Consider the following 26,727-nt stretch of genomic DNA (forward strand, 5'->3'; position numbering starts at 1 on the left):
GGTGTTGCTTACTTCACCTGATTCATCACAATTCCAACCAGCGTCGCGCTAGCCTGCTCCATGAGTTGCTTTGTTTTGCGTAGATCTTCCCGTTTGGTCCGGCCATGCTTGGCAACGAGAATCACACCATCCGTCAAGCCTGCAATCAGGCGAGCATCCGTATAATTCAGCGCTGGCGCCGAATCAAGTAAGATGATGTCATATTCACGTTTAAGCTCTTCCATCAGCTCTGCCATACGTTCGCTGCCGAGTAAATCTGCTGCGTTATACAGACTGTCCCCACCAGGAACAACCGATAGCTCCAGTCCACCATGCCTAACGATAGATTTGGAAGAAGCCCCACCGCGCAAATAAGCCGATAGACCTCCGGTATTCTCCATACCGAATATCTCGTGCAGCGCTGGTCTATGCAGATTGCAATCCACCAGAGCCACCTTCTTGCCTTCTTGAGCAAAGGAAACTCCGATGTTGGCGATCATTGTTGTTTTTCCCGCTCCGCTTTCCGGCGAGGTTAACAAAAGAACCGTCCCACGGTCCTTTTGCCCGATCACCTGCTGCCGGATGTATGTACGGAGGGATCGAAATGATTCCGAGATATACGATGATGGATTACTTTCTGTAATCAACATGTCATTCAATCGCAGCATATTTACGCTCCCCTACCCGTTCTTTGGAATTTCCAGCCACTCCATCGATGTCCTTCTTGCGAATGACGGGAATCGATGCAATTACAGGAATGCCGATGTCTGCATCCGCTTCTTTTTCCGTACGTAGCGTGCCGTTAATGCTTTCCAGGAACACAATCGTGCCCAGCGCAATCATCAGCGATACGAGAAAACTAATTGCAATATTCATGAGCGGATTCCCATTAATCGGGTCAGGATTGGCCTGCGGGTCCGCTTCATTTAAAATTTTCACATTATTTAATTCCATCAATCCAGGAACCGTCTGCACGAATTTCTGGGTTACTGCGTTTACAACTGCTGCGGCCTGAGGATAATTCCCTGCCTCAAACGTCAAGCCAATCACCTGACTTTTATCCGAGGATTTAATCTGCAGCTTCTCTGCCAACTTTTGCGACGTCAAATTGAACTCAGGATGAGTCGCTACCACAGCGTCCATAATTTTAGGCGAAGTGAGAATTTGCTTGTAGCTTTCCACCAAATTAAGACTTGTGTTGACGTCATTCAGATTGTTACTCCCCTGCTTGGCGGAAATATGATTAACCAGCAGTTGGCTTGAAGCGGAGTAGACTGGCTTTACGACATTGTCGCTCACAATGTAAGTCGTTACGCATGAGAGAATGACAAAAATCGCAATCAGCCACAATCTTTTTTTGATTAGGACTAGATAATCCAAAATGGTTTTCTCCACAAAAATCCTCCCTCCCACACAATTTCTCTTCTTATTTTAAGTATGATCTAATTGTAACAATCCGTTGTATAGACGACATGGAACCGAACGGCACTTTCTCCCTCACTACAGAGGAAGGGGGATGTATACTTTTGGACACGGCATGGTATACTTTTGTACCATACTTTGTCGATTATGGTAAATAGAAATGAAAAAATCCTCAAAACCACCAAAGTTGGTGATTTTAAGGATTTCTCTATGCCACTTGCATATGAAACTACTGCGTAGCTTATGGGGTTAGCGCATCATCATATTGGTTGGCTCGTACTTCGCTAGACCAATCGCATTGGCATATAATGCTGCCTGCGTACGATCTGCCAGTCGCAGCTTGGCCAAGATCTGACTGACATGCTTTTTGACGGTGAACTCACTGATAAATAAACGGGATGCTATTTCACGATTGCAAGCCCCTTGCCCCAGCTCGACCAGCACTTCTTTTTCCTTTGGTGTCAGGTCGTCCGTGAGATTGCCCGCATCTTCACGTAGCTTATTTTCGAGAATAGCCGGATCATAATATTTGCGTCCTTTGTTGACAAGATGAATCGCGTAAATTAATTCCTCAGGCAAAGCCTCCTTAAGCACATAACCGTCCACAGAGGCTTCCTCCGCTTTCAGAAAATCTTCACGTGTTGCAGAAGAGGTCAGCAAAATAAATTTGCTTCTGAACCCGCGTCCGCGCGCTATCTTGATAATATCCAGACCTGATTCATCAGCTAATTTCAAATCCAGCAGCACCAAATCTGGATCCGTTTCCTCGATCACTGCAAGTGCTTCCTGTTGATTCTGGGCCTCTCCCGCGAACTGAACATTAGGCTGCATGGATATAACCGCAGCGAGTCCTTTCCGTACTAAAGGATGATCATCGACAATGACAATTTTCATGATTCGGCCTCCTGTCTACAGTTCAGGATTTGCATAATCCCTATGTATCCGATTGTTACCGCAGATTTTGTATTGCAGAATGTTCACACATTGTATTCAAGATTTTATAAAATCCTCATTCATAAGCATTTACCGGAATGGACAATCGAATCTGTGTTCCCTCTCCGATTCGACTTGAAATATCAAATTCGCCTCCCATCGATTGAGCTAAATATTCCATATTCATCATGCCCAGGCCCCCGCCTGCACTGACCGCCTCACCTCCTGCTACCATTCTCGCCGTCTCAAACCCTACTCCGTCGTCATGAATAGACAGTCTAATCACTTGGGGCGTCAATTTTAACTTCACATCAATTCGCTTGGCCAATCCATGACGGATTGCGTTCCCCGCCGCTTCGGAAATGATGCGGAACAAAGCCTTTTGGTACAAATACGGAAGTGAATAATGATCACCATGGATATCAAAATCAATTTGTACATGGTTCAGCTTGGAGAGTGTATGCAGATGGCTTTTCACCGTACCCAACCAAGTTGAGCCTCCGCTTTTTTTCGAGCTTAGGCTATGAATTGCCCCCTTCAGCTCTCTAACCGCTTGATTGGCCGATTGCTGAATTAAATCAATTTGCTCCTCCACCTGCTCCTTAGGCTGATGGCACCAAGTCTGTCGGAGAGAATGGGTTGCGTACACAATACCAAAAAGACTTTGTGAAACATTGTCATGCATTTCATTTGCAATCCGGTTCTGCTCATTCGTCACAATCAACTGATTCTCAATACGCTCCAGCTCATAGCGTTCCAAAAACACAGCACTCAGCTCAGCTAAGAATATCAGTTGTTGCACAAGCCAGCGTCTTCCTGTCAAACTCTGATCCGGTCCCAGCTTGAGGCCAATCGTCGCTACAAAGCGGGTCGTCATCGGTACGGTGATCATGAGAAAGTCGCCCCATTCCGGTAGATGTCTGAAAAATGGTTCGCGCTCTTCCCTGAACTCCTCCCGGTAATTCTCCAGTTCCTCGAATAGCTGCTCCTCTTCCTCTACCGTCCAGCCTGTCTGGCTGCTTGCCGGTGCATCTTCCTCCTGACTATCCAGCCAGAAAAATGCACGGCTCTGCTTGGTTAGCTTGACAGTGTAATCCGAGATGACCTGACCCAGATTTAATGCCTCATTATGGCTGGTCGTCTCCATGATGTGATAAATCGACTTGATATGATCCATCGTCTCATTGGCTTGTTCTTTAGCCACCTTCAGTTCGTCCTTCATGACGCGAATAACCTGCATTGCCATTGTGGTTACGATCAATACCAGAAACAGATTAATGTTCTGCAATATAAGATCCCACAAAAAATATTGACCTGGTGTAAAAAAGATATAACAAAATGTGAGCACCAAACCGATATAAGAAAGTAGGAGCGTCCAGCTGTACCTCATGGATAGATGAGCACAAGCTACCAGCATGGGAGTAATCACATACCATTTGAACGGGCTATTGATCCCTCCGGTTGGGAATAACAGCAAAATGATCCCTGCGGTTTCTAGTGCAATACTGCATTTCAATACCATATCATGAAGTCTGTATTTACGGTAAATCCAAGTAAATGCTGTAACGGATAAAAATAGAAAAACAATCAGTAATAGCTTCTGCCATACCATTAATCTAGATGTTTCGAACAGAAAAACAAGTGATGTTAAAGATAATGATACATAACGGTATAAAAAAATCATTTTGTCTTCTGCTGACTTCTTCAACTTCATCCTGTCACCCTATTCTGTGTTTTGAAGGGACGATGGGCATATTAGGTTTGTTTGCGTACTCTAAAAAAATCATAACCAATCCAAAAATAAATAACAAGACATAAACTCTTACGTAAACGGTTACATTCCAAAAAATTTGGTACTTTTTATAACATATTTACCGTTTCAGGAAAACATTTTGGGGGTAATGTCAGAATTTATGACGTTTGTCAAGGTGATAAATCACATTTTTGTTAGCCTGAAAAAAGGACTTGCTGGTACCGCCGTGACTATAACAGCGGTATTCAGCAAGTCCTTTTAGTGAATTTGGCGATCTGCTTTTTAGCCCCCGGTACGCGCCAATTCACGCATATTGGCTTCAAATGCTGCCAGTAGAGCTTCATCCCCGCTCAAACCGGTCGCCTCTTCTTTTTGAATCTGTTCAACCATACGCTTGTAATCCTTTGGAATCACCCGTACAAATTGCTGAATCGCAGTCTGCCATTCATCCAAAATACGTTGTCCCGCTTCACTACCCGTGTAAGTGACATGGCGCTGGATCAAGCCGCGCAAATCCGCTGCTTCTCCAGGATCTTCCACATCTTCCAGCAACACCATTTCCAGATTACAACGGCTCAGGAACGCCCCCTCAGGATCATAGACGTATGCAATACCTCCGGACATCCCGGCTCCAAAGTTCCGTCCGGTTCCACCCAATACAGCTACACGTCCGCCCGTCATGTATTCGCAGCCATGATCACCAACGCCCTCAACAACAATACGTGCGCCGGAGTTCCGAACAGCAAAGCGCTCGCCTGCGATTCCGTTAATATAAGCTTCACCGCTGGTCGCTCCATACAAGGCTGTATTTCCGATGATAATGTTCTCTTCTGCCTTAAAGGTCGCTTTGTGAGATTTCTTTACAATAACTTTACCACCAGATAGCCCTTTACCGACATAATCATTGCTATCGCCTTCCACGCTCAACGTGATGCCTTTCGGAATAAACGCTCCAAAGCTCTGACCTGCCGATCCAATGAAGTTAAAGCGAATCGTATCCTCAGGCAGACCTGCCGCCCCATACTTACGTGTGACCTCGCTGCCCAGAATCGTACCTACTGCCCGATTCACGTTTGTAATAGGCAAGGTACCCTCTACAGGCGTTCCGCTCTCCAGTGCCTCCGCAGCCATCGGTACAAGCTTCAGCATATCGAGTGTTTCTTCCAGTCCGTGGTTTTGACGTTGTACGCGGTAACGTACACTTCCGTCTTCCAACTCAGGAACATGCAGCAGCAAGCTCAGGTCTACACCCTTCTTCTTCCAATGCGAATCGGCGTTTACGGTATCCAGACAATCCGTACGGCCAATCATTTCCTGAATCGTGCGGAATCCCAGCTCCGCCATAATTTCACGGACATCTTCTGCGATGAAACGCATAAAATTCACCACATGGGCAGGATCACCCATATAATTTTTGCGCAGCTCTGGATTCTGCGTAGCCACACCAACCGGACAGGTGTCCATTTGGCATACCCGCATCATAATACAGCCCAACGCTACGAGCGGCGCTGTTGAGAAGCCGTATTCTTCCGCACCCAACAGGGCAGCTACTACCAAATCACGTCCAGACAGCATTTTGCCGTCTGTCTCCAGCACCACGCGGTCGCGCAGGTTGTTCAGCATGAGCGTCTGATGCGTCTCAGCCAGCCCTAGCTCCCAAGGCATACCCGCATGGCGGATGGAGCCTTGCGGGGAAGCGCCTGTACCACCGTCATAACCGCTGACCAGAATAATGTCAGCACGGCCTTTGGCTACCCCTGTAGCAATCGTGCCCACGCCTACCTCTGATACCAGCTTTACGTTAATGTCAGCACGTGGATTGGCGTTTTTGAGATCGTAGATGAGCTCTGCCAAATCCTCGATAGAATAAATATCGTGATGCGGTGGTGGCGAAATCAGGCCTACTCCTGGCGTGGAACCGCGTACCTCGGCGACCCAAGGATACACCTTGCGTCCTGGCAGTTGTCCACCTTCGCCCGGCTTCGCACCTTGCGCCATTTTGATCTGAATTTCGTCGGCATTCACCAAGTAGTTCGACGTTACACCAAATCGGCCAGATGCCACCTGCTTGATCGAACTGCGACGTGAATCGCCATTAGCATCCGGGATAAAACGCGCAGGGTTCTCCCCGCCCTCACCCGTGTTGCTTTTGCCACCGATTCGATTCATTGCAATCGCCAAATCTTCATGCGCTTCCTGGCTAATGGAGCCGAAAGACATAGCCCCTGTTTTAAAGCGACGCATAATCGATGCAGCAGATTCCACTTCATCCAGCGGCACAGGCTCACCAGCAGGCTTCAATTGAAGCATGGAGCGAATCGTCAAATACTGTTCAGATTCACCCTGTACCAGCTTGGCGTACTTCTTGTAAAGCTCGTAGTCTCCTGAGCGTACCGCCTGCTGGAGCAAATGCACTGTTTGCGGGTTAAACAAATGCTCTTCTCCATCGTTACGCCATTGGTATTCGCCGCCCGAATCAAGCACCTTGTCGTTGCCGTCCTTATCCGTGAAAGCACGGTTATGGTGGGCCAATGCTTCCATTGTCACTTCCTCCAGACCAATACCGCCGATACGGGAAGGGGTCCAGGTGAAATAACGGTCAACAAACTCCTGTTTCAGACCTACAGCCTCGAAAATTTGCGCTCCACGGTAGGATTGAATCGTGGAAATTCCCATTTTGGACAATATTTTAACGACGCCCTTGGTTGCCGCTTTAATATAATTTTTAACTGCCTTTTCGTGCGAGATGCCGCGCAGCAAGCCTTGTTGAATCATGACATCCAGTGTTTCAAACGCCAGATACGGATTAACCGCACTCACACCGTAGCCCAGAAGCACCGCATAATGGTGAATATCTCTTGGCTCTCCGGATTCCAGCAAAATGCTCACACGTGTGCGTGTACCCTGCTTAATCAGATGGTGATGCAAGCTGGATACAGCTAGCAACGCCGGAATGGCTGCATTTTCCGCATCCACTCCACGGTCAGACAGAATCAGAATATTATGACCTTTGTCAATGACACGGTCAGCTGCCTCAAACAGTCCTTCCAGCGCCTTGTATAAGCCCTCAGCACCTTCTTTTGCTTCAAAGAAGATCGGAATGGTCATGGATTTGAAGCCTGGACGGTGTACGTGACGAATTTTGGCAAACTCTTCATTAGACAACACCGGTGAATCCAACCGAATCTGGCGACAGCTTTCCGGTTCTGGGTGTAGTAAATTGCGCTCTGGTCCAATCGTCGTTGCAGTTGACGTCACTATCTCTTCGCGAATGGCGTCAATTGGCGGGTTGGTAACCTGAGCAAACATTTGTTTAAAGTAATTGTACAAACGTTGCGGACGGTCAGACAATACCGCCAGTGGAGCATCATACCCCATTGAGCCAATCGGTTCCGCACCTGTAAGTGCCATCGGCTCCAGAAGTTTGCGTAGTTCTTCAAACGTATACCCAAAAGCGAGCTGCAGCTGATTTACATTTTCATGTTTCGGCTCTGGCTGCTCCAGTGCTTCAGGTAGATCATCCAGATCAATCAAATGCTCATCCAGCCACTGCTGATAAGGTTCCTCGGATGCGATACGTTCCTTTAACTCTTCATCAGAAACGATGCGGCCTTCTTGGGTATCTACCAGTAGCATACGCCCTGGACGGAGACGATCCTTATAAAGCACATTTTCAGGAGCAATATCCAATACACCCGCCTCAGATGACAGTGCGATCAGATCGTCCTTGGTCACATAATAACGTGCAGGACGCAGGCCGTTGCGGTCAAGAATCGCCCCGATTTGGATACCGTCTGTAAACGCCATCGCAGCAGGTCCGTCCCACGGTTCCATCATGGTGCTGTGATATTCATAAAATGCCCGCTTCTTCGGATCCATGGTTTCATGCTTGTTCCAAGGCTCAGGCACCATCATCATGGCTACATGAGGAAGCGAACGGCCACTCAGATACAGAAACTCCAGCGTATTATCAAACATGGCTGTATCCGAGCCATCTGAGTTGATGACAGGTTTTACCTTCTTGATATCGTTACCAAACGCTTCACTTTCAAACTGTGCCTGACGCGCATGCATCCAGTTTACGTTGCCACGCATGGTATTAATTTCACCATTGTGAATCATAAAACGATAAGGATGCGCACGATCCCAGCTGGGGAACGTATTTGTGCTAAAACGGGAATGGACCAGCGCAATCGCCGATGTCACTCGCTCATCCTGCAAATCCAGATAAAATTTGCCTACCTGCTCGGTTGTCAACATTCCTTTGTATACAACCTTGCGACATGACAAACTTGGAATATAGAACGACTCACCATTCACATCCTCTTGGTTATAGCGAATAGCAAGCTCTGCACGTTTACGAATGACATACAGTTTCCGTTCAAAGTCCAGCTCTTCCTTCAAATCGCTACTGCGGCCGATGAACACCTGACGCACACCTGGCTTAGCTGCTTTTGCCGATTTACCCAGCATTTCGTCATAAGTTGGAACATCGCGAAAGCCCAAACAGTTTTGACCTTCGTCCATAATGATTTCTCTGAGCTTCTGCTCATGCATCTCACGAACTTTTGAATCATTGGATACAAAAAGCATGCCTACGCCATAATGTCCGGCCTTTGGCAATTTGAAGCCCAATCGCTCTGCTTCCTCTTGAAAAAACAAATGAGGAACCTGAATCATGATCCCTGCTCCGTCACCGGAGTTTGGTTCACTTCCCTGACCGCCCCGATGCTCCATGTTTACGAGCATGGTCAAAGCCTGACTTACAATATCGTGCGATGGTTTTCCCTTGATGTGGGCAACAAAGCCCATGCCGCAGGCGTCTTTTTCGAATTGGGGATCATATAGTCCCTGTTTGGGTGGTAAACCTGTCTGTCTCATGGAACGCAACCTTTCTGTTATAAAGTCATGCTGGCCTGAAATACAGGCGGCCGAATAGAAGACAGTGGCAACAAGAGGTAAATCAAAGAACAACTACGAGGAATGGGGGACAAAAACATAAAACGTATTCAAGGCGGTACGGTCCGCCGAATGCGTATGTTTTTCAATAATTATGCAATGGCTTGACTTGAAAAACACGTCGATTCCACTGATGAATCTAATTAGTTCTATCATTTTATCATTGACCTATTGTGTTAGCAATTCAAAGTTTTTATGATTGTGATAATAAATCTTTTACATTACAGCTTCAACGTATCAATGCAAGAATATATCATTTTTATGTATAAATATTCATTAAAAAAGTCAGCCTTTTCTATCCCTTAAAGAATAGAAAAGGCTGACAAAGGAATTTTGATGTACATACGGACCATCATGTATATTCCCGCAAAGCGATAAACCGTATTAAAATTCGAGACTTTCGCCGGGCTTCAATGCTTTCCCTTCAATACCTTCTTTATGAAGACGGTCACAGAAGCCATCTCCGTCCTGCTCTATACCGGGAAAAGTATTGTAATGCACCGGTATCACGCGGCTTGCCCGCAGCCATTTCGCTGCCAGCAAGGCATCCTCCGGCCCCATTGTATAACCATCTCCGATCGGCAATACTGCGGCATCGATGGAGTTGGTTTCTCCAATGAGACGCATATCGCCAAACAAGCCAGTATCCCCTGCATGGAAAAATGTTTTGCCTCCCATGGTCAATAAAATCCCCGCTGGCTCTCCCATGTAGATGGTTTGTCCGTTCACTGTCAAAGAGGAGCTGTGGAACGCCAGCGTAAATTTCACATGAAAACCGTCAAATTGGTGACCTCCACCCAGGTTCATACCGTGAGCTTTGGTCCCCAAGGATGAACAATATTCAGCCAGTTCCGCCACCGCGATCACAGGGCAATCATTGCGCTTGGCAATTTCAACTGCATCCCCAAAATGATCGGCGTGACCGTGTGTCAACAGCACTGCATCCACCTGAATATCTTCGGCCTGTATGGTTGCTTTAGGATTCCCCGTCAAAAAAGGATCGATAATAATCCGTTTCCCCTCTGCCTCCACCAACACAACTGAATGTCCATAATATGTGATTTTCATAACATTTACGTCTCCTTTATCACTTTCATTATTTAGGTTTCTTTCCTTTACCAATTATACTTCTTTTGCATAATGGCTTCACCTGCGCACACAAAATACGCTCACAAAGCTGAACCCTGTTGTTTAGAAAGGGCTGTTATTTGTCGCTTTTGGGATTTATACAAAATGCTCATTTATAAAAGGTATGATGACCGATTGTTTTCACCTTGGTACGCGAATGATGAACCGTAAGGTCCTGGGCCAACGTAAGCGAAAGGAAAAAACAGGTGTTATCAGGCACGGCTTTATGACCATTCAAAGCGGCCGTAACTGCACGGATGCAGTCCTGGTTAGGCTGAACACGACGAAGACGCCCGTTCGCAACCGGACTAAATTGCGCTTTTTGATAAATCACTGCCTGAATCGTATCGGGAAATGAGGCTGACCGCAGCCGGTTTAAGACAACGTTGGCAACTGCCACTTTGCCTTCGTACGGTTCGCCCTCTGCTTCTGCCATCACTATTTTTTGCAGCAGGAGCAGTTCTTTAGCGGAGACAGGATAGCTCCAGGTAGACAACGCCTTGTCATCCTGAGTGAGCATTTTTGTCTTCGTAAAGTAGATGGTTGTAGGAGGGGTTAGGATTGCGGACTTGCTATGCTGGACCTCAGGCTTTTTCTTGCCTGTAACAGCGTTATTCCGAGCTTGTTCCACCTGCTTCATCTGGGAAGCGGGTAACGGAGTCGGCATGATTTCTTTCCAGCTTGGCTGCCCATGAGCAGCGACAAAGATGGGGCTTGTCCTGTTTGACCCGTTATGGGTCCCCATCCTGTCACCATATGTAGGAACCGAAGTGTTCCCTGACCAGCTCAGAGATTGCATAGGTGCATTTTTATGATTATTCTGTGTTTGCTGAACCTCAGCGTAGAGGCCTATCCCCAATATACAAACAAGCAGCACACTCAAAAGAGGTGCAAACCAACGATGTTCTTTAACGATTTCCATAATGTTCCTCCCGTTAACTTTAAGCACATTCCTCAGATATGTAACCCAAAATGCGCTTTTTGAATAACGCTGAAACACTATATCACTAAATTCGCTGATAGATCAAGGGTTTCACCTCATTAATGGGAATGTTTGAATTATTTGGTACATTGGTTTTTGCCCCATTCGTGTTGCATATAACACAAATTCCCCCACTTCCCAAGGCTCGCCGCTTCGGTCATTTGACTGCCACACAGACGCTGAAACAGGCTCCCCTCCTGTATACGAACGTGCTACGGTGATATGGGGTCGATAAGGTCGTTCCTCGGGTTTAAAACCCAGCGGTTCGGTAGCTCGAAGTATCGACTGGTGCAACTGATCCAGCGACTCTCGCTGTCCGGTCACCCCCCTCCACAGTACACGCGGAAAGTCTTCACGTCCAAAAAAGCCCGCTTCACCCATGCCAAGCGTAAACGGGCGATGCTCAGCTGCAGCATGAACTAAAGCCTGCTCAAGTTTTGGAATAACCGAGGTCTCTACATCACCCAGAAACTGAAGTGTCACGTGATAATCTCTGAAGTCACTCCATTTGCGAAAAGACAAATTATTCAAATCCTGCTCCACCCAATGACGTAACTTCTTCTTGTGCTCGTCCGGGAGAGCAATCGCTGTAAAGAGCCTTTGCGACTCATCTTTCATCAACCTCTTCTCCTTTCTTATAAATATCCTGTACCTATCCCAAAAAGTAGCTGTTTGGTTGGTCCCTGATCAGGGTAAAGCCACTTGTTGTTATATATAATGACACCGCGAGCTTGTTTCTACCCTTATTATGCAAATTTTCCGGCAATCTGTTATCCTTGAAGGGATGGTTCGCCAGAATATATTGGAAACTCCAAGGAATCAAACATCGAGGAGGCTATGAATCATGGGAAGCATTTTAAGTTTACATCAACTGACGGAAGATCAAAAAAAACAGGTTCGTGCAGCGGCTCCGGGCTACGAGTTGATTATTGGCAAAGCCCAGGAATTGGAGTCTGAACAAATCCGTGAGGCCGAGGTTATTCTAGGCTGGTCCAAGCATATTGCCGAGGAGGCATTACATCCAGACAGCAAGCTGAAGTGGATACAAACCTGGTCGGCTGGGATTGATAAGCTCCCGCTTACCGAACTGGAAAAGCGCAACATAGCACTCACGAATACGAGTGGTGTGCATGCAATTCCAATCACAGAGCAGATCTTTGGAATGCTGCTATCGCATACCCGTTATTTACAGCAAGCGGCTCTCTTGCAGCGTCAGAAAACATGGCAGCCACCGGAAGGTCAACTGACGGAATTACGTGGCAAAACGCTATTGATTACAGGTGTTGGCGAAATTGGTCGTGAAACCGCTCGAATTGCAGAAGCCTTTGGCATGCGGGTGATCGGGGTTCGCCGTTCCGGCAAGGAAGCTCCCCATGTAGAACACATGTACACAAACGAACAATTACATGAAGCATTGGGCGTTGCGGATATTGTAGTTAATATTTTACCATTCACTGAAGAGACCCATCACTTTTTTGACGAAAAAGCATTTGCAGCGATGCGTAAAGGAGCCTTCTTCATTAATGTCGGTCGCGGCAAGACTGTTCATACAGATGCGCTGGTACGCTCGTTGGAACAAAAACATATTGCCTTTGCCGGACTGGATGTATTCGAAGAAGAACCGCTACCTGCGTCACATCCACTATGGGGCTTGGATCATGTCCTTATTACTCCGCATATTGCAGGGGATACAGACCGATATGCTGAACGAGCGGTAGATATTTTTCTTACTAATTTGAAAGCCTATGCTACTGGTCAGGAGCTGCCGCTGAATTTGGTTAACTACAAAACCCAGTATTAACAAGCTACTTACAGATCCAGATTTCCCGACTCATACCTGTCTTATATATACGGCATTGCTCCGTAATGGTCCAACCTGACTCGGATAGCAATGTTGCCATCGGCTCCGTGCTCACGATCACTGCCCGCGCGGCCAGGCGTCTCAGACTGCGCAGCATCTTTTTTTGTTCTTCAGCAGGGAGCACGGAGCACAGGTTATAGGGCATGTCCAAGATAGCCGCATCGTATGTGCCTGCGAGCATATTCATATCCCCCAGTTTCACCAGATCTTCTTCATACCCATAATGACGTAAATTTACTCGTGCCCCACGTACCGCCAACGGATTGATATCACAGCCGCGAATATTCTTGTCCATACTCAATGCCTCAATCATCACATTGCCCATACCACAACACGGGTCCAGCAGTTTCAAGGAGTCTGACTTTCCCTTAGATGCAGATCGATCATTTGCTGCCAAATTCACAAGTGCTCTAGCTACCAGAACGGGTAGGCCAGTAGAATAGTTTTGCGGCTTCTGACGACGTTCCTGCCACGATCTGTCGCTATACTCGCATATGCCCATTAGCCATCGCTCTCCTACTCGTATGACTCCTAGGATTACATCCGGTGTCTTCATTTGCGCCTGCCCCTGAATACGTGCGCCAATCCGGCGTTCTATCCCGCGCCGCTCGTCATAGTCAGCCTCATTGTCCCCTTCTTTAAGGCACAGCACCTTAAAGGTCTTTCCTTCCTCAAGCTGTAACCTGGAAGCCGCTTCGCATAGCTCTTCCAGCGTGTCCGCATCGGTGACGATATCCAGACGAAGATGGATAAACGGACTGGTCCCCGGCTCCAGCCGAAGATGGGACAACAGCATGGAACTATGCACAGGCTGCTGACCGAACAAGCATTTTAGTTCCAATAGACACAACTCACGCTCGGTTTCATGATACGCATAGGTATATATGTAGCTTGGTTTCATTTCATCTATATTAATTTTGTGTTTATTCATGTCAGATCTCTTTTCATCTTTTCATTTGGAATCAAGACTACAATTCACAGCCTCCGCTATCAGTTGGTAGGAATGAAGCCGCTGCTCATAATCGGGAATGGGCGTGACCAACAGAAACTCATCATTATCATATTTGACCTGCAAGCTACGCAACCGTTCGGCAATAAGCGATGGTGTTCCCACCAGCCAACTGCCCCGTATCCCCGGATCGCCTAATGAAATCTGAGCAGCCCATTGCTGCGCCAACTCATCTGTCGAGGCACATACTGCTCCTACAGCAACCATAGTACGTGGTTTGTCCATCCGTGTGGATGGCTGAAAGCTGGAGCGGTAAATACTTAGCATTTCTTCCGTATGTTGTTCACTCATAAATTGGCCGAATACATAGCCCGTTGAATACTGCGCAGCATATTCGGCACTTTTTCGATTGGTACCCAGCATCCACAGCGCTGGCGGCTGTTCTGGCATTGGACGGGCAAACACGGGGGGTCTGTTCATATTCATATGAGCCTTCCAACAAAGCCAATAGAGCTTCCATCTTCTGTGGCAGCTCGGTCACATGTTGAAGAAAATTGCCGCTTAGTGCCATCGAAGCATGAGGTCCCCCACCAGGGGCCCTCCCCAGGCCCAATTCGACTCTGCCCGGATAGAGAGCTGCCAGCAGATGGAACCATTCGGCGACCTTGACTGGACTATAATGCGGGAGCAAAATAGCACCCGCACCCAGTTGGATGGTCGTCGTCACCGCCCCGATATGAGACAACAGCACTTCTGGACTGGAAGAAGCCAGCCCCTCCATGTCATGATGCTCGGAGGTCCAGTAGCGTGTATATCCCCATGCTTCCGCCTGTTTCGCCAGCTTTACCGCCCATTGAACTGCTTGCTCCGGGCGATTGCCGGACAGTAGCGGTACCATATCAAGCACACCGAGATTCAACGAGTTAGTAGCTAAAGACTGAGGTTGCATATGCGCCTTTTTCTCTCCCTTCTATCCGTTCTAAACAAGTTTCTTCTACTATATAGGGTTAAATTAAAACGTTAGTCCAGGTCATAGATAGAACCTACCTTCAGGCCATATAACTCATTATAAATTTTTTCAGCAAAAGCATCGGTCATGCCTGCAATATAGTCAATAACCATATGCTCCCAAGTCCAGATCGGTTTCGCCTTGGCCTGGTCGCGCTCATAGCGCTGGAGCCAGTCGCTTGGAATAATGGACTTGGATGTCTCAGGGTCCAGAAAAGCCAACCATAACCGTCTGAGCATCCATTCACTGCGTTTTTGCAGACGCTGTACGCGCAGATCGCGGATCATGGTGACCCAAGCAAAGCTTTTCAATACACTCACCGTGCGCAGCATATCCAAATCTTCGCTTCTATCCCGTACGAAGGTTACCTTTTTCCAGTTTCCATCATCAATTACACCTAAGCTGCTGACAAACAGGCTAACCCAGTATGCCTTCACTTCACGGCGGGTGCGAGAATAATCGTGTTCACACATCGGCATCTTGCCATTCCACACCTTCAAAAATTCGCTCAGCACTGCCGCTACCTTCTGTTCAATCTCAGCCAGCTGCCAGCCTTGCCAGAAGCTATCCTCCAACGTGGTGATTTTCTCCGTAATCAGACGAATCAAATATGGATCATATAAGAAATGCTCGTGTACCTCAATTTTCCCTGCCTTAATCCCATCCTCCAGATCATGCGCGGAATAAGCAATATCGTCGCAGAGATCCATGAGCTGGGCCTCCAGCGTTTTTTTTCCGTCAGGGATGCCCCAATCCTCGCGAATAGAACGTATATATTCCCACTCATGCAGGTACAACCCTTTTTTGTTCAGAATTCCTGGGTACGGGTATTTGTTGATCCCGAGCAGCACAGCGTCCGACAAATTCAAGCCATCCACATTCTCACGCTTCTCCAAAAACATAATCAGCCGGAAATTGTGTGCGTTCCCTTCAAAATGCTCATAAATTCGTCGCTCACGCGCATAGGCCTCCTGTCCACGCTTGGACTCTGGCGTGAAGCCTCCGGCGGATGATATCTTTTCTACCTTCGTCTCAATCAGTTGATCCAAGATCCCGTCCAGCACCTCTTCTCCCTTGTGTCCAAACGGTGGATGTCCAAAGTCATGTGCTATCGATGCACACTCCACCACCTCAGGGTCAATAATCAGTCCTGCGTTATCCGCCTGTTCCAACTCTACCTCTGGATGACGGCGCAGCAAGCTTCGTGCTGCCTCACGCGCAATTTGCGCTACCTCCAAAGAATGTGTCAGCCGTGTGCGATAATAATCGCCTGTGCCTGCGCCAAATACTTGTGATTTCCCCTGCAATCGACGGAAAGTCGGTGAATGAATCAATCGGGAGTAATCCCGTTCATATGCTGCCCGTGAAGCGTCGCTTCGTGTCTGTTCCGCGAATTGCCGATGCTCTCTCTTGTCCTGCCATGTCATAAAGCTCACTCCCTACGTACTCAATTGGAGTGATTATACATTTTTTTCACGCCTCAGGAAAGCTCACATGAGTTTCATTTATATGTAAGCGTCAAACTAGCGCATTATCGCCTATCAAGCCAAGCCAGTGTTCAGACGATGAGTAATAAAAAAGCAAGTCCAAAAAAACTTAATATAGGGTAAATAGCATAATAAAATAAAACTAGACTTTATATTTAATGGTTTTGAGTTTGATTATTTTCTACAACGTTACTTCATAAACGCACCCGATTGTTGAAGATTATTTATTAACTAAGACCTGTTGAATTGCCCCCTAATGCTATCATTTTAACTATGTACCTAATTATCAGGCTTGCTGTTGAGAGAGATTTTGAAAAATTAAAAACGCCTATCTATCAAGATAGACGTAAAGTATAACAAGCTTTAAAGAGGTTGATAACTCGCCTCACGCGTTTTTACTTTCACACTAATTTTTGTAATATAATCTTTTTCCTCTTTTGCTGCAATCGAGTGCAGTAAATATTCCTCATAAATATCACCATCTAACGCCAACTGCTCCTGTTCTAAATAAGCTAGTAGCGTATTATAAGTCTCAGTCTGTGAGATTTCATCATAAGGTCCTTGATGATAAATGACCGCGTAGTGTCCAGCTGGTTTCATTCTTGCTAACGGGTCATCTAGGCGACAAAATAGGTAGCTTACGCCTTCAAACTTCTTATTTAAAAAATCTTCTTTTGTATACACAGTACCGTATGCGGCTGTGCTTTTAATCCCAAGCTTTTTTAAAAATGGCGTAGTTTGCTCGTAAAGTTCCTCCATTGATAACGACGACCAATCTATTTTCTCGTCGCTATACACAACAGGTTCGGCTGGTAATTGCTTCATCAATACTTCTTCAAATGATACTTCTTCCATCTCTTTTGTCAGGGCAACCGTTCGTTCTAGGAAAAACTGAATATCTTGTAACTTTTGAATTTCCATTGCCACTTTTTCTTGCTGTTCCATTGCTAATTGTTGTAACGCTTGTACGTTAGGCGCGTCAAAATACGTTTTGAGTTCTTTAATCGGTACCTCAACTGCACGAAGCGATTGAATCGCTACAAATTGATCGAACTGCTCAAATGTGTAGTAGCGATAGCCATTATCAAAGGTGCCTGCAGGCTTAAATAAATCGATTTTATCGTAATAAAGTAATGTATCTTTATTGATTTCAAGTAACTTGGCAAATTCGCCTGTCAAATATGTTTTTTCGAATGTATTTTTCATCTCTTTTCACTTCTTTCTTTACTCTAGAGTTACTCCATACCTTACACTATTCCTTGCAAACATAACACGAAAACATAAATGAGACAAGCAATTACTAAGGTGTTGAACGCACTTAGGTTGATGAGGAAGAGTGCCATGGGGTATATTGATCAATTAATTGAAAACTACGGGTACGCAGCGGTTTTTATATATGCCTCTAAAATCGTACATGCTATATGCTGGGGTGAGTGCTTTACTTTGGAGTCTACTATTTTTAACAATTGGACGAATATTTTAATCAGTTTAAGAGAAAGGTGTTTTAGCGATGACAAAACAAAATGAACAAATTACGATAGTCCCTGTACCGCAGGAAGAGCTAGCAATATTTAAGGAAGAATTACAAGAGGCATTTATGAAAGGGTTACAAGATAGTTTTCAAGAAGCAGAGGATCCAACAGAAATGGGACCAATCCCATCCGATGAGGATTTCGAGCATTCACTCACTGCAAAAGATTCAGTTGTGCGTCAAATTGTACTAAATGGCGAAAGAATCGGTGGCATCGTATTAAAAATTAATCCCGATACACAGCGAAACGAAGTGGACTTCTTGTATACAAAGGCTAATGCACACGGCAAAGGTCTTGGTACAAAGGCATGGGAAGCGATAGAAGCAGCGTTCCCAAAGACGAAGGTTTGGGAGTTACATACACCGTATTTTGAAAAGCGGAACATCCATTTTTATGTGAATAAATGTGGCTTTAAAATTGTGGAGTTTTATCACCGAGGCAATCCAGGACCGAGTATTGAAGGAGAAGAGCCTGAATCTGATGCAGATTATGAGTTTTTCCGTTTTGAAAAGGTCATGACAAAAGAAAGCAGTGAAGCGTAATGCAAGGAAAGGTCTCACAGCTTTGGGCATTGATGAATCGCAGTCAAATGGCGAAGGGGCAATTAGTCTTTTTATTTTTCATTAGTTTAGTGGAGGTAGCAGCTGGGCTTGCTGTCCCCCTGTTAACGATGAAGCTCATTAATCAAATTTCAGATGCGGGTTTTGCCGTAACATCACTCTTGCCAGTCATTGCGATTTTAATTGTTCAAGCGATGTTAAGTGCCATTGCGTTTTATCTGATGCGCCGTTTAGGTGAAAAGGTTGTCGCGAATTTAAGGACAGAAGTATGGGAACATATGCTACATTTACGTTTATCGTATTATGATGCGCATGAATCAGGCGAAACGATGAGCCGCATTACGCAGGATACAAATGTCGTGAAGGAGTTTGTGACCGAGCAGCTCGTGTCCTTTGTGTCAGGACTATTTGCGATCCTCGGTGCCGTTGTTGTTTTACTATGGATTGACTGGAAAATGACATTGCTACTCCTGATTGCTGTGCCACTGACAATTTTTGTGACGTATCCATTAGGCGAAAAAATGTATGCCATCTCAGTAGAAAATCAGGATGAGCTAGCAGGCTTTGGTGGACGATTAGGACGTATTTTATCGAATATTCGTCTTGTGAAAGCGTCGCAAACGGAGCAGCAGGAGCTAGCAGGCGGTAAAAAGCAAATTCAGCAGCTGTACAAGTACGGTTTAAAGGAAGCGAAGATTGTTGCGATTCTTTCGCCACTGATGACGCTACTCATGATGGTCGTATTGATTGCGATTTTCGGCTATGGCGGCTCACAGGTAGCAACAGGAGCAATCACTTCAGGCGAGCTTGTTGCCATTATGATTTATTTAGTGCAAATTATTATGCCATTTACACAAATGGCGACGTTCTTTACCAATTTACAAAAAACACTTGGTGCGACAGAGCGTATTGTTGAAGCACTCAATGTGAAACGTGAAGTGCAAGACGGGAAACCAGTATCTGCTACACCACTACCTATCCACTTCCAAAACGTATCGTTTAAATATAATGAAAAGTATGTATTAAATGACATGACATTTACGTTAGAACCGAATGAAACGACCGCCTTTGTCAGCCGAAGTGGTGGTGGGAAAACGACGATGTTCTCCCTTATTGAACGATTTTATGACGTGACATCAGGTGCGATACTGTATGGTAACGAAAACATTGAGCAATTTAACTTAACAGAGTGGCGTGGGCTGTTTGGCTATGTAAGTCAAAATGCACCGTTATTAAATGGAACGATTCGTGACAACATCATGTACGGGACGAATGGAGCAAGCGAACAAGAGGTACTTGCCGCATTAAAAGCAGCCTATGCCTATGATTTTGTCATGCAGCTGGACAAACGCCTCGATACAGAGGTTGGTGAAGGAGGTATTAAGCTTTCAGGTGGTCAAAAACAGCGTATTGCGATTGCTCGTGCGATTTTACGAAATCCGAGAATCTTATTACTTGATGAGGCGACATCGAACTTAGATAACGAATCAGAGCGTGAAGTGCAGCTTGCCCTTCAAGCGTTAACGAAAAACCGGATGACGATCATCATCGCCCATCGATTATCTACGATTACAAGTGCAGACCAAATCCTTGTCTTTGAAGAAGGACGCCTGTCAGGTCAAGGCACACATGAAGCATTACAAAAAACACATCCGTATTATCAACAACTTTGGCATAATGGTCGTTTGACTGAAGATTAGACTATAGGATCATTGCTTCCTTCCATTCCCATACGCTGCGAAGCAGCGGGGAGAAGGTTAGTAGCGTCTCCAGTCGGGTACGGCTCTCCTCTACCAGCGATTCCGCAGGCGGATTGAGTAAGCGATGGTGGGCTTTTAGGTAAGTCCTTCATCCTCCCACTATGGGATGGTCGTCAAGGTAGATATAAAAAGGGATGTACGCCGCTATTCAAGTCCGCACCGAGATACGCAACGTTGGAAAGAACTATACAACGAAAGAACGAGCGTGGAACGTTGTAATTCTCGGATGAAAACCTATTTGACCGCAGATGCCATGCACATCTGGGGGATTCAAAAGGTGACCACTCACCAATACCTAAATGCCATTGTGTTGCTTGCTTCTGCGTTAGCCATGGCCCTTCCATTAAAGAAAGCTACCGCTTAAATTTTTGATTCAACAGAAATTCTTCAGGTCTGTCCATTTTTGGAATTCAAGGAGAAACCGAGCTAAAATGCTGTTCGAGGCTTAAGATACTGATGCCTAATTTTCAAAAACGGAATTATGCAAAATGCTCATGTAAAAAGGTGTCCCCCAGCCATTTGATTCAGGCCAGAGAACACCTCTTTGCTCAACTTTATATACCTCACCACTTTTGCTCTAACGCTTTGCTCTTGGGTCCAATACATCCCGCAGGCCATCCCCCATCAAATTAAAGCCCAATACGGTCAGCATGATAGATATGCCTGGGAAAATAACTGTCCACGGCGCATTTTGGATATATTGCCGCGAATCGGACAACATTTTGCCCCACTCGGGTTCAGGAGGTTGTGCACCCAAGCCCAGAAATCCGAGCGCTGCCGCTTCAATAATGGCCGTTCCGATCCCCAACGTCCCCTGTACGATGATCGGTGTCAGGCTATTAGGCAGAATATAACGGAGTATGATGCGCCGATTATTAGCCCCAAGCGCCCGCGCAGAAGTAATATACTCCTCCGTTTTAACACTCAGCACCTTGGAGCGAACCAATCGCCCATACGTTGGTACATTGACAATGGCAATGGCGTATAACGCATTTTCCAACGAAGGCCCCAGAATGGCCACAATAGCAATTGCCAGCAAAATCCCCGGAAATGCCAGTAAGATGTCGAATAGGCGCGAAATGATCATATCAGCCCATTTTCCATAAAATCCGGCAATTAATCCTAAGGCCGTTCCTACAATCATTGAACCAATAACGGACAAGAAACCGACCCACAACGAGATTCTGGCGCCATACAGCGTACGAGTCAGCAAATCACGACCAAGATCATCGGTACCGAACCAATGCTCTGCGGAAGGAGACTGCAAGCGGCTCACCAAATTTTGCTCTTTATAGTCAAAAGGAGCGATCCAGGGCGCGATCAAAGCAATGATGACAAAGAAGATAATAATGCTCAGACCGACGAATGCCATTTTATTGTGACGGAAAGCTCTCCACGCATCTCTCCAAGGGCCTGACACCGCAGGCAAATGCGCCAATGTACTACGTGTCGTCGGTATGTTATTGGGTTCGATTGAAAATTGTGACATCGGACATGCTCCCCCTTGACCAATTGACGACTTGATTACTGATAACGAATACGCCGGTCGAGAACAGCGTACAGCAAATCGACAATCAGATTAATGATGACGAACAGGAACGCAATGATTAAAATTCCGCTTTGGATAACCGGATAGTCACGCGAGCTGATCGCTTCAAAAATGTACCGTCCGATGCCAGGCCAGGCAAATATGGTCTCTGTCAGTACGGCGCCTCCCAGTAACGACCCAGTCTGAAGACCGATGACAGTAAGCACAGGGATCGCAGCATTTTTAAGCGCATGTTTGTACACGACTTGAAAAGATGCCAGCCCCTTCGCCCGAGCCGTGCGGATATAGTCCGCATCCATAACCTCCAGCATGCTGGAACGGGTAATACGCGCTATGACCGCCATTGGAATCGTCCCCAGTGCGATACTGGGCAGGATCAAATGCTTGGTGACGGTCCACACCTGATCCATACGTCCACCTATGAACGCATCAATCACGGCTAGATGTGTCACAGCTTCCACCGGATCACGGGAATTCATGCGTCCGATGGAAGGGAGCCAATGCAGCTTATTAGCAAAGATCCATTGCTCCATCAAGCCTAACCAAAAAATCGGCATCGATACTCCGACCAGGGCAATGACCATGCTGACATAGTCAAACCAGGAATTTCGCTTCCAGGCACTCACGATGCCTGCATTCATACCCACGACAACGGCAAAAAACATGCTTGCTACCGTCAACTCCAGCGTAGCCGCCAGATAAGGGACCATTTCCCGGGCAATCGGCTGCCGGGTGCGAATGGAATCGCCCAAGTCCCCTCGTGCCAGTTCACTTAGATAGGTCCCATATTGCTGTAACCACGGCTTATCTAGCCCTAATTGCTCACGCAGCGCCTGTTTGGACTGTTCCGTGGCCTTGTCCCCGAGTATCGTTTCTGCCGGATCACCGGGAATAGCATGAATAATCGAAAACACGATAAGCGTCATCCCCAGCAATACGGGAATCAATATGGCCAGTCTTTTTACAATATATGAGTTCATATGCTATTCACCGCCTGCTTGCGTTTAGGCTATTCAAAATAAATATTACTATACGCTTCCATACCTGCTGGAGAAGGTACAAAACCCTTAAGATTGGCTTTGCCTGCCATCAACGGTGTGCTGTGAACCAAGGGAATCCAAGGTGCATCCTGTTTAATAATGACTTGTGCTTGTTTATACAATTCCGCACGCTTATCTTGATCAACCTCAACCTGCGCCTTCACCAGTATTTTGTGAAGTTCCTCATTCACATAAAAACTGCGGTTATTGCCTGGGATCGTATCCTTGTCCAGCAATGTGTAAAGGAAATTATCCGGGTCGCCATTGTCCCCATTCCATCCCAACATGTACAGATCATCCTTCTCTCCAGCTTTAAGATCATCCAGATACGTAGCCCATTCTGGAGATTGGATGTTGACTTTGACTCCTATTTTTTCAAAATCAGCTTGAATGGCCTCTGCTACCTTTTTGCCGTCAGGCATGTATGGACGAGATACAGGCATTGCATAGAAGGTTAACGGCTCTGGAAGTCCGTTAGGGAAACCCGCTTCCGCTAGCAAAGATTTAGCCTTATTCAGATCATAAGTGTAGTCCTGAATGCTTTCGTCGTATCCCCATAACGTAGGTGGCATCGGATTGACCGCAGGCTTGGCCTCCCCCGCAAACAATGCATCAATAATGGCCTGTTTGTTCACTGCGTGATTCAGCGCCTGCCGCACCTTGGGATTATTAAATGTCTTTTTCTTTAAATTAAATCCAATGTATGCCACATTAAAGGAGGGACGTTCAATTTTTACCAACTCGCTGTTACCTTCCAACTGCTTCGCATCATCTGGATTCAAATCTTCCATCAGGTCAATTTCCCCGTTTTGCAGAGCATTAAATCGCGCAGTGTTGTCTGGGATAGAACGAATGATGACCTTAGCCAGCTTTGGCTGTCCTTCTTTCCAATAAGTTGGATTCTTTTCTAATGTGATCGTATCGTTTCGTTTCCATTCCTTAAATACAAACGGCCCTGTGCCGACCGGATTACTCTTAAAATCAGCCTTTTTCTCCTTAATAGCCTTGGGACTTGCAATACTAAAGGATGGCATAGCGATATTTTGTAAAAAAGGAGCCTGCGGCTTGTTCAGTGTAAACTGAACGGTACTCGCATCCACCGCTTTAACCTCCTTAATCACTCTACTTCCATCGGGCCCGAACATAGAATCATAATAGTCAAACGAGTCACCCTCAAATTTGTATGGACTTTTCGGATCAACCCAGCGGTCAAAGTTAAACACAACCGCTTCTGCGTTAAAGTCACTTCCGTCATGGAATTTTACGCCCTGACGCAGCTTGAACGTATAGACAAGTCCGTCCGGTGATACTTCCCAGCTCTCTGCGAGCCCCGGCTGAATCTCCGTGGTACTTTCCTTGTATTCCAGTAGTGTATCAAACACCTGCATTCCGATTTTTAACGACTCACTTTCAGTCACAATGGCAGGATCTAGCGCCACGGAATCCCCGCCACGCCCATAAATCAACGTGTCCTGCGCGCCTTCTCCCGCTCCACCTGAAGGTTGTCCTGCTTCTGGTTTTGCTCCTTCACCTGATCCCCCACAACCGGAAAGCACCAAAACAGTTCCTAGCGCAAGTACCAGCAATACGGTCCAGATTTTGTGTTTTACGTACTTTTTGCTCATGCAGCGAACCCCTTTCACACCTTATATATTGTTAATTCGTTGATACCCGATAAATACCAATTCTTTGGATTGGCATGACAAGCTTGTCCTCAAGCTGTAGCCCCAAGTTCCGAGTTCATCAAATAGGTGTAGTAGTAGGGAAGGTATGAAGGTTCTGGACAGGCTTTTATTGAAGAATACAGGCACAGACAGCATTCATAATCTAGTGGTGTTAGAGGTGCAGTAGGGTAATGGAATAGATGTAATGTCATAAAAGGGAAGAGGATTGTGTTAGGTCATGGAGAATGTGTGATAAATACTCACAGATAGTGAATATTAGTTTCATACAAAGTTGATTATTGGATACTTTACTATAAAATCTGGAAGCAGACAAGGGGGTTTTTCATACATTACCATATGTTTTTATACATCATGTTAATTAATGTTACAAATCAATTCACACGTTCATATCAAATAAAAGCTCCTGCTTGTGGTCCTCAACCTCCAAGCAGGAGCATGTTCTTACCTCAAAAATGTATTCAGCACCAAACCTACAGATACGGCTTGAGCACCTTTTACGATGGAAAAATGATCGCCAGGCACTTTATGGGTATACATTTCCCCTTTACAATACAATTCCCATCCTTTATATCCTAATTCCCAGGTATGTTCTGAAATAAACAAACATACAGTGGCTATTACAGCTCGATCTGGCTGGTAAATATGCTGCAGTGACAGCGTCTCAGAATTGCCAAAAGCTCAACACGTTCTTTTTGCTCTTCCAATTGGCGGGTCATTTCAAAAACAATCGTCCTCATTCCGAATATGTATGTCCAAGCTATAATTCAAATCATTGATTTTACGGTTCGTCAGCAGAATGTTCATTTCACACCTTCGGACTTTGAAACTTCTCAGATTAGTCAGGAGGATATTGAGTTGCTTTTCGAATAAAGGTACATTTTGCATTTGCCCTTTTTCGGGATTCAGCATATTTGGAGGTCATGAAGAACATTACTTAACCATAAGGGCAGGCGGCCGCATTTAACCGCCTGTTTATTTAGGCTTCGAACGTAGCTGTTTTACTCATTTTATTTAAAAGTGGGATGGGCAGTAATGAGGTCCTTCGAAGATTACTTGGTTGTTTTAAACGCACCCAGACGGTTCAGCACGACCAGTAAGCGATAAAAATCATAACTGCTTGGCAGCTTCGCATCCACAATCGGGCTTGCCGGATTAACTGCAACGGCAGCAACCATCGCTTCCTTGGCCCAGGCCGGTACAGGCATAGCCTGACGCGCCTCCAGTTCAGCTACTCGCTGATCCACCTTTTTAATGTAAGCACTCTGTTCATTTAATGTTTGCTTGAGCACATCTCTACTATTTTCAAGGGCGGTGACCTGCTGCTGCAGGGCCTTAAATGCCGCTTTTTCCTCTGCTGTCATTGGCTCTTCCCCCTCTTCTCCTGCAAATGCTTGGCGTAGCTCAGCCTCTGTTCCGGCATATACATTCAGATCAACAGGCCCTTGAATGCCATCAACCCGTCCACTGTCGCTGTATTGCCAGAAGTCCCAGCGCCTCCATGCTGTTGTATCACTGGGTACCCGTGTACTATAACGTGCAATCCACAGCTTATAACTACCCAGTAGGGCTTTAAAATGGGCAGCAAAAGCATTGCCCGTATATACCATCGGCTTGCGGCCGCTTACTCGTTCAAATTCCGTCAAAAATGCCAGCGCTACCTCATGAATCGCGGCCGAATTAAGCTTTCCCGGATTATTTTCATAATCCATCACCGCTGGCAAGTCCAGCGCTTTCGCACCACCCACCTGATCCAGCACCTCGGCGAAATGTCTGGCTTCCGCTTTGGCTGCGTTTACACTGGTCGCATCTACAAAATGGTAAGCTCCCAGCAGAAGCCCGGCTGTCTTGATCCCTTTTGCATTCGTAATAAACGTCGGATCAACGTAACGCTGTCCTTGACTTGCTTTAATAAATGCAAACGATTTACCATCGGCTCGCACACGTTTCCAATCAATCGTTCCCTGATATCGGGATACGTCAATGCCTTCGGCAGCATTAGGGCTGCGATTTTGCATAAGGCGCTCCCTCCTTGTCATTCATAATGTTGTAGCACTCTGTCTCTGTTGTATATGCTTGGACCATGGAAACGGTCTGGGCTTTTCCACTTTTACGCCGAAAAAAGGCGAAAGGTAGTCTTCC

18 protein-coding genes and 2 pseudogenes are annotated in these 26,727 nt (G+C 46.1%); 4 read left to right on the forward strand and 16 right to left on the reverse strand.

What is annotated here, in order from left to right; genetic code table 11:
- Positions 1-8 precede the first annotated feature (8 nt).
- The 8 genes from BN1546_RS05510 to thpR form a co-directional block, all read right to left on the reverse strand.
- Positions 9-647: a CpsD/CapB family tyrosine-protein kinase gene (locus BN1546_RS05510; protein ID WP_013369813.1), complete on the reverse strand. Its 639-nt coding sequence runs from the start codon at positions 645-647 to the stop codon at positions 9-11.
- Positions 631-1,374 carry a YveK family protein gene (locus tag BN1546_RS05515; protein ID WP_013369812.1) on the reverse strand — a complete coding sequence of 248 codons (744 nt, stop codon included), beginning with the start codon at positions 1,372-1,374 and terminating at the stop codon, positions 631-633. Before BN1546_RS05515 ends, BN1546_RS05510 begins: the two co-directional genes overlap by 17 nt.
- Positions 1,375-1,650: 276 nt before the next feature.
- Positions 1,651-2,295, reverse strand: coding sequence for a response regulator (locus BN1546_RS05520; protein WP_013369811.1), 645 nt, complete (start codon positions 2,293-2,295; stop codon positions 1,651-1,653).
- 115 nt (positions 2,296-2,410) lie between these two features.
- Positions 2,411-4,048, reverse strand: coding sequence for a sensor histidine kinase (locus tag BN1546_RS05525; RefSeq protein WP_013369810.1), 1,638 nt, complete (start codon positions 4,046-4,048; stop codon positions 2,411-2,413).
- 321 nt (positions 4,049-4,369) lie between these two features.
- Positions 4,370-8,968, reverse strand: coding sequence for a glutamate synthase large subunit (gltB, locus tag BN1546_RS05530; RefSeq protein ID WP_090736378.1), 4,599 nt, complete (start codon positions 8,966-8,968; stop codon positions 4,370-4,372).
- A 462-nt stretch (positions 8,969-9,430) separates the two neighbouring features.
- Positions 9,431-10,114 (reverse strand): metal-dependent hydrolase, encoded by a 684-nt coding sequence (locus BN1546_RS05535; protein WP_040101915.1) that lies wholly within the window; start codon positions 10,112-10,114, stop codon positions 9,431-9,433.
- A gap of 169 nt (positions 10,115-10,283) precedes the next feature.
- Positions 10,284-11,096, reverse strand: coding sequence for a cell wall hydrolase (locus tag BN1546_RS05540; protein ID WP_016821264.1), 813 nt, complete (start codon positions 11,094-11,096; stop codon positions 10,284-10,286).
- Positions 11,097-11,207: 111 nt separating this feature from the next.
- Positions 11,208-11,774: an RNA 2',3'-cyclic phosphodiesterase gene (gene thpR / locus BN1546_RS05545; protein ID WP_090736381.1), complete on the reverse strand. Its 567-nt coding sequence runs from the start codon at positions 11,772-11,774 to the stop codon at positions 11,208-11,210.
- 226 nt (positions 11,775-12,000) lie between these two features.
- Here thpR and BN1546_RS05550 point away from each other — a divergent pair, with 226 nt between their 5' ends.
- Positions 12,001-12,957, forward strand: coding sequence for a D-2-hydroxyacid dehydrogenase (locus tag BN1546_RS05550; protein ID WP_025678635.1), 957 nt, complete (start codon positions 12,001-12,003; stop codon positions 12,955-12,957).
- A gap of 4 nt (positions 12,958-12,961) precedes the next feature.
- Here BN1546_RS05550 and BN1546_RS05555 read toward each other — a convergent pair whose 3' ends face one another.
- From BN1546_RS05555 to BN1546_RS05570, 4 genes and pseudogenes are all read right to left on the reverse strand, one after another.
- On the reverse strand, positions 12,962-13,948 hold the full coding sequence (locus tag BN1546_RS05555; protein ID WP_025678633.1) for a methyltransferase domain-containing protein: 987 nt from the start codon (positions 13,946-13,948) through the stop codon (positions 12,962-12,964).
- A gap of 21 nt (positions 13,949-13,969) precedes the next feature.
- Positions 13,970-14,915: pseudogene (locus BN1546_RS05560) on the reverse strand (MsnO8 family LLM class oxidoreductase).
- A gap of 71 nt (positions 14,916-14,986) precedes the next feature.
- On the reverse strand, positions 14,987-16,402 hold the full coding sequence (locus BN1546_RS05565) for a deoxyguanosinetriphosphate triphosphohydrolase family protein (protein ID WP_090736384.1): 1,416 nt from the start codon (positions 16,400-16,402) through the stop codon (positions 14,987-14,989).
- A 423-nt stretch (positions 16,403-16,825) separates the two neighbouring features.
- Positions 16,826-17,668, reverse strand: coding sequence for a MerR family transcriptional regulator (locus tag BN1546_RS05570; protein ID WP_090736387.1), 843 nt, complete (start codon positions 17,666-17,668; stop codon positions 16,826-16,828).
- Between the two features lie 304 nt (positions 17,669-17,972).
- Here BN1546_RS05570 and BN1546_RS05580 point away from each other — a divergent pair, with 304 nt between their 5' ends.
- The 3 genes and pseudogenes from BN1546_RS05580 to BN1546_RS05590 form a co-directional block, all read left to right on the forward strand.
- The gene (locus tag BN1546_RS05580; RefSeq protein ID WP_090736392.1) at positions 17,973-18,536 is read left to right on the forward strand and encodes a GNAT family N-acetyltransferase; all 564 of its coding nucleotides are present in this window, start codon (positions 17,973-17,975) and stop codon (positions 18,534-18,536) included.
- On the forward strand, positions 18,536-20,254 hold the full coding sequence (locus BN1546_RS05585; protein ID WP_090736395.1) for an ABC transporter ATP-binding protein: 1,719 nt from the start codon (positions 18,536-18,538) through the stop codon (positions 20,252-20,254). Before BN1546_RS05580 ends, BN1546_RS05585 begins: the two co-directional genes overlap by 1 nt.
- A gap of 148 nt (positions 20,255-20,402) precedes the next feature.
- Positions 20,403-20,678 (forward strand): annotated as a pseudogene (locus BN1546_RS05590) (transposase); the annotation flags it as partial.
- A gap of 213 nt (positions 20,679-20,891) precedes the next feature.
- On the opposite strand, the gene nikC reads toward BN1546_RS05590, so the two are convergent.
- From nikC to BN1546_RS05610, 4 genes are all read right to left on the reverse strand, one after another.
- A complete protein-coding gene (nikC, locus tag BN1546_RS05595; protein WP_090736398.1) occupies positions 20,892-21,803 on the reverse strand; it encodes a nickel transporter permease in 912 nt (303 codons plus the stop codon).
- A gap of 35 nt (positions 21,804-21,838) precedes the next feature.
- A complete protein-coding gene (locus BN1546_RS05600) occupies positions 21,839-22,843 on the reverse strand; it encodes an ABC transporter permease (protein ID WP_090736401.1) in 1,005 nt (334 codons plus the stop codon).
- Positions 22,844-22,872: 29 nt separating this feature from the next.
- Complete coding sequence (locus BN1546_RS05605; RefSeq protein WP_090736403.1) at positions 22,873-24,528, reverse strand: ABC transporter substrate-binding protein; 1,656 nt, start codon at positions 24,526-24,528, stop codon at positions 22,873-22,875.
- Positions 24,529-25,637: 1,109 nt separating this feature from the next.
- The gene (locus BN1546_RS05610) at positions 25,638-26,603 is read right to left on the reverse strand and encodes a glycoside hydrolase family 25 protein (RefSeq protein ID WP_090736406.1); all 966 of its coding nucleotides are present in this window, start codon (positions 26,601-26,603) and stop codon (positions 25,638-25,640) included.
- Positions 26,604-26,727 lie beyond the last annotated feature (124 nt).

Source organism: Paenibacillus sp. Mc5Re-14, assembly GCF_001049835.1.
Classification (GTDB): Bacteria; Bacillota; Bacilli; order Paenibacillales; family Paenibacillaceae; genus Paenibacillus; species Paenibacillus polymyxa_C.

Excerpts from the sequence above, each read along its gene's own strand:
- BN1546_RS05510 (WP_013369813.1), bottom strand. The coding sequence starts at position 647 with ATGCTGCGATTGAATGACATGTTGATTACAGAAAGTAATCCATCATCG.
- BN1546_RS05520 (WP_013369811.1), bottom strand. The coding sequence starts at position 2,295 with ATGAAAATTGTCATTGTCGATGATCATCCTTTAGTACGGAAAGGACTC.
- BN1546_RS05525 (WP_013369810.1), bottom strand. The coding sequence starts at position 4,048 with ATGAAGTTGAAGAAGTCAGCAGAAGACAAAATGATTTTTTTATACCGT.
- gltB (WP_090736378.1), bottom strand. The coding sequence starts at position 8,968 with ATGAGACAGACAGGTTTACCACCCAAACAGGGACTATATGATCCCCAA.
- BN1546_RS05535 (WP_040101915.1), bottom strand. The coding sequence starts at position 10,114 with ATGAAAATCACATATTATGGACATTCAGTTGTGTTGGTGGAGGCAGAG.
- BN1546_RS05540 (WP_016821264.1), bottom strand. The coding sequence starts at position 11,096 with ATGGAAATCGTTAAAGAACATCGTTGGTTTGCACCTCTTTTGAGTGTG.
- thpR (WP_090736381.1), bottom strand. The coding sequence starts at position 11,774 with ATGAAAGATGAGTCGCAAAGGCTCTTTACAGCGATTGCTCTCCCGGAC.
- BN1546_RS05550 (WP_025678635.1), top strand. The coding sequence starts at position 12,001 with ATGGGAAGCATTTTAAGTTTACATCAACTGACGGAAGATCAAAAAAAA.
- BN1546_RS05555 (WP_025678633.1), bottom strand. The coding sequence starts at position 13,948 with ATGAATAAACACAAAATTAATATAGATGAAATGAAACCAAGCTACATA.
- BN1546_RS05565 (WP_090736384.1), bottom strand. The coding sequence starts at position 16,402 with ATGACATGGCAGGACAAGAGAGAGCATCGGCAATTCGCGGAACAGACA.
- BN1546_RS05570 (WP_090736387.1), bottom strand. The coding sequence starts at position 17,668 with ATGAAAAATACATTCGAAAAAACATATTTGACAGGCGAATTTGCCAAG.
- BN1546_RS05580 (WP_090736392.1), top strand. The coding sequence starts at position 17,973 with ATGACAAAACAAAATGAACAAATTACGATAGTCCCTGTACCGCAGGAA.
- BN1546_RS05585 (WP_090736395.1), top strand. The coding sequence starts at position 18,536 with ATGCAAGGAAAGGTCTCACAGCTTTGGGCATTGATGAATCGCAGTCAA.
- nikC (WP_090736398.1), bottom strand. The coding sequence starts at position 21,803 with ATGTCACAATTTTCAATCGAACCCAATAACATACCGACGACACGTAGT.
- BN1546_RS05600 (WP_090736401.1), bottom strand. The coding sequence starts at position 22,843 with ATGAACTCATATATTGTAAAAAGACTGGCCATATTGATTCCCGTATTG.
- BN1546_RS05605 (WP_090736403.1), bottom strand. The coding sequence starts at position 24,528 with ATGAGCAAAAAGTACGTAAAACACAAAATCTGGACCGTATTGCTGGTA.
- BN1546_RS05610 (WP_090736406.1), bottom strand. The coding sequence starts at position 26,603 with ATGCAAAATCGCAGCCCTAATGCTGCCGAAGGCATTGACGTATCCCGA.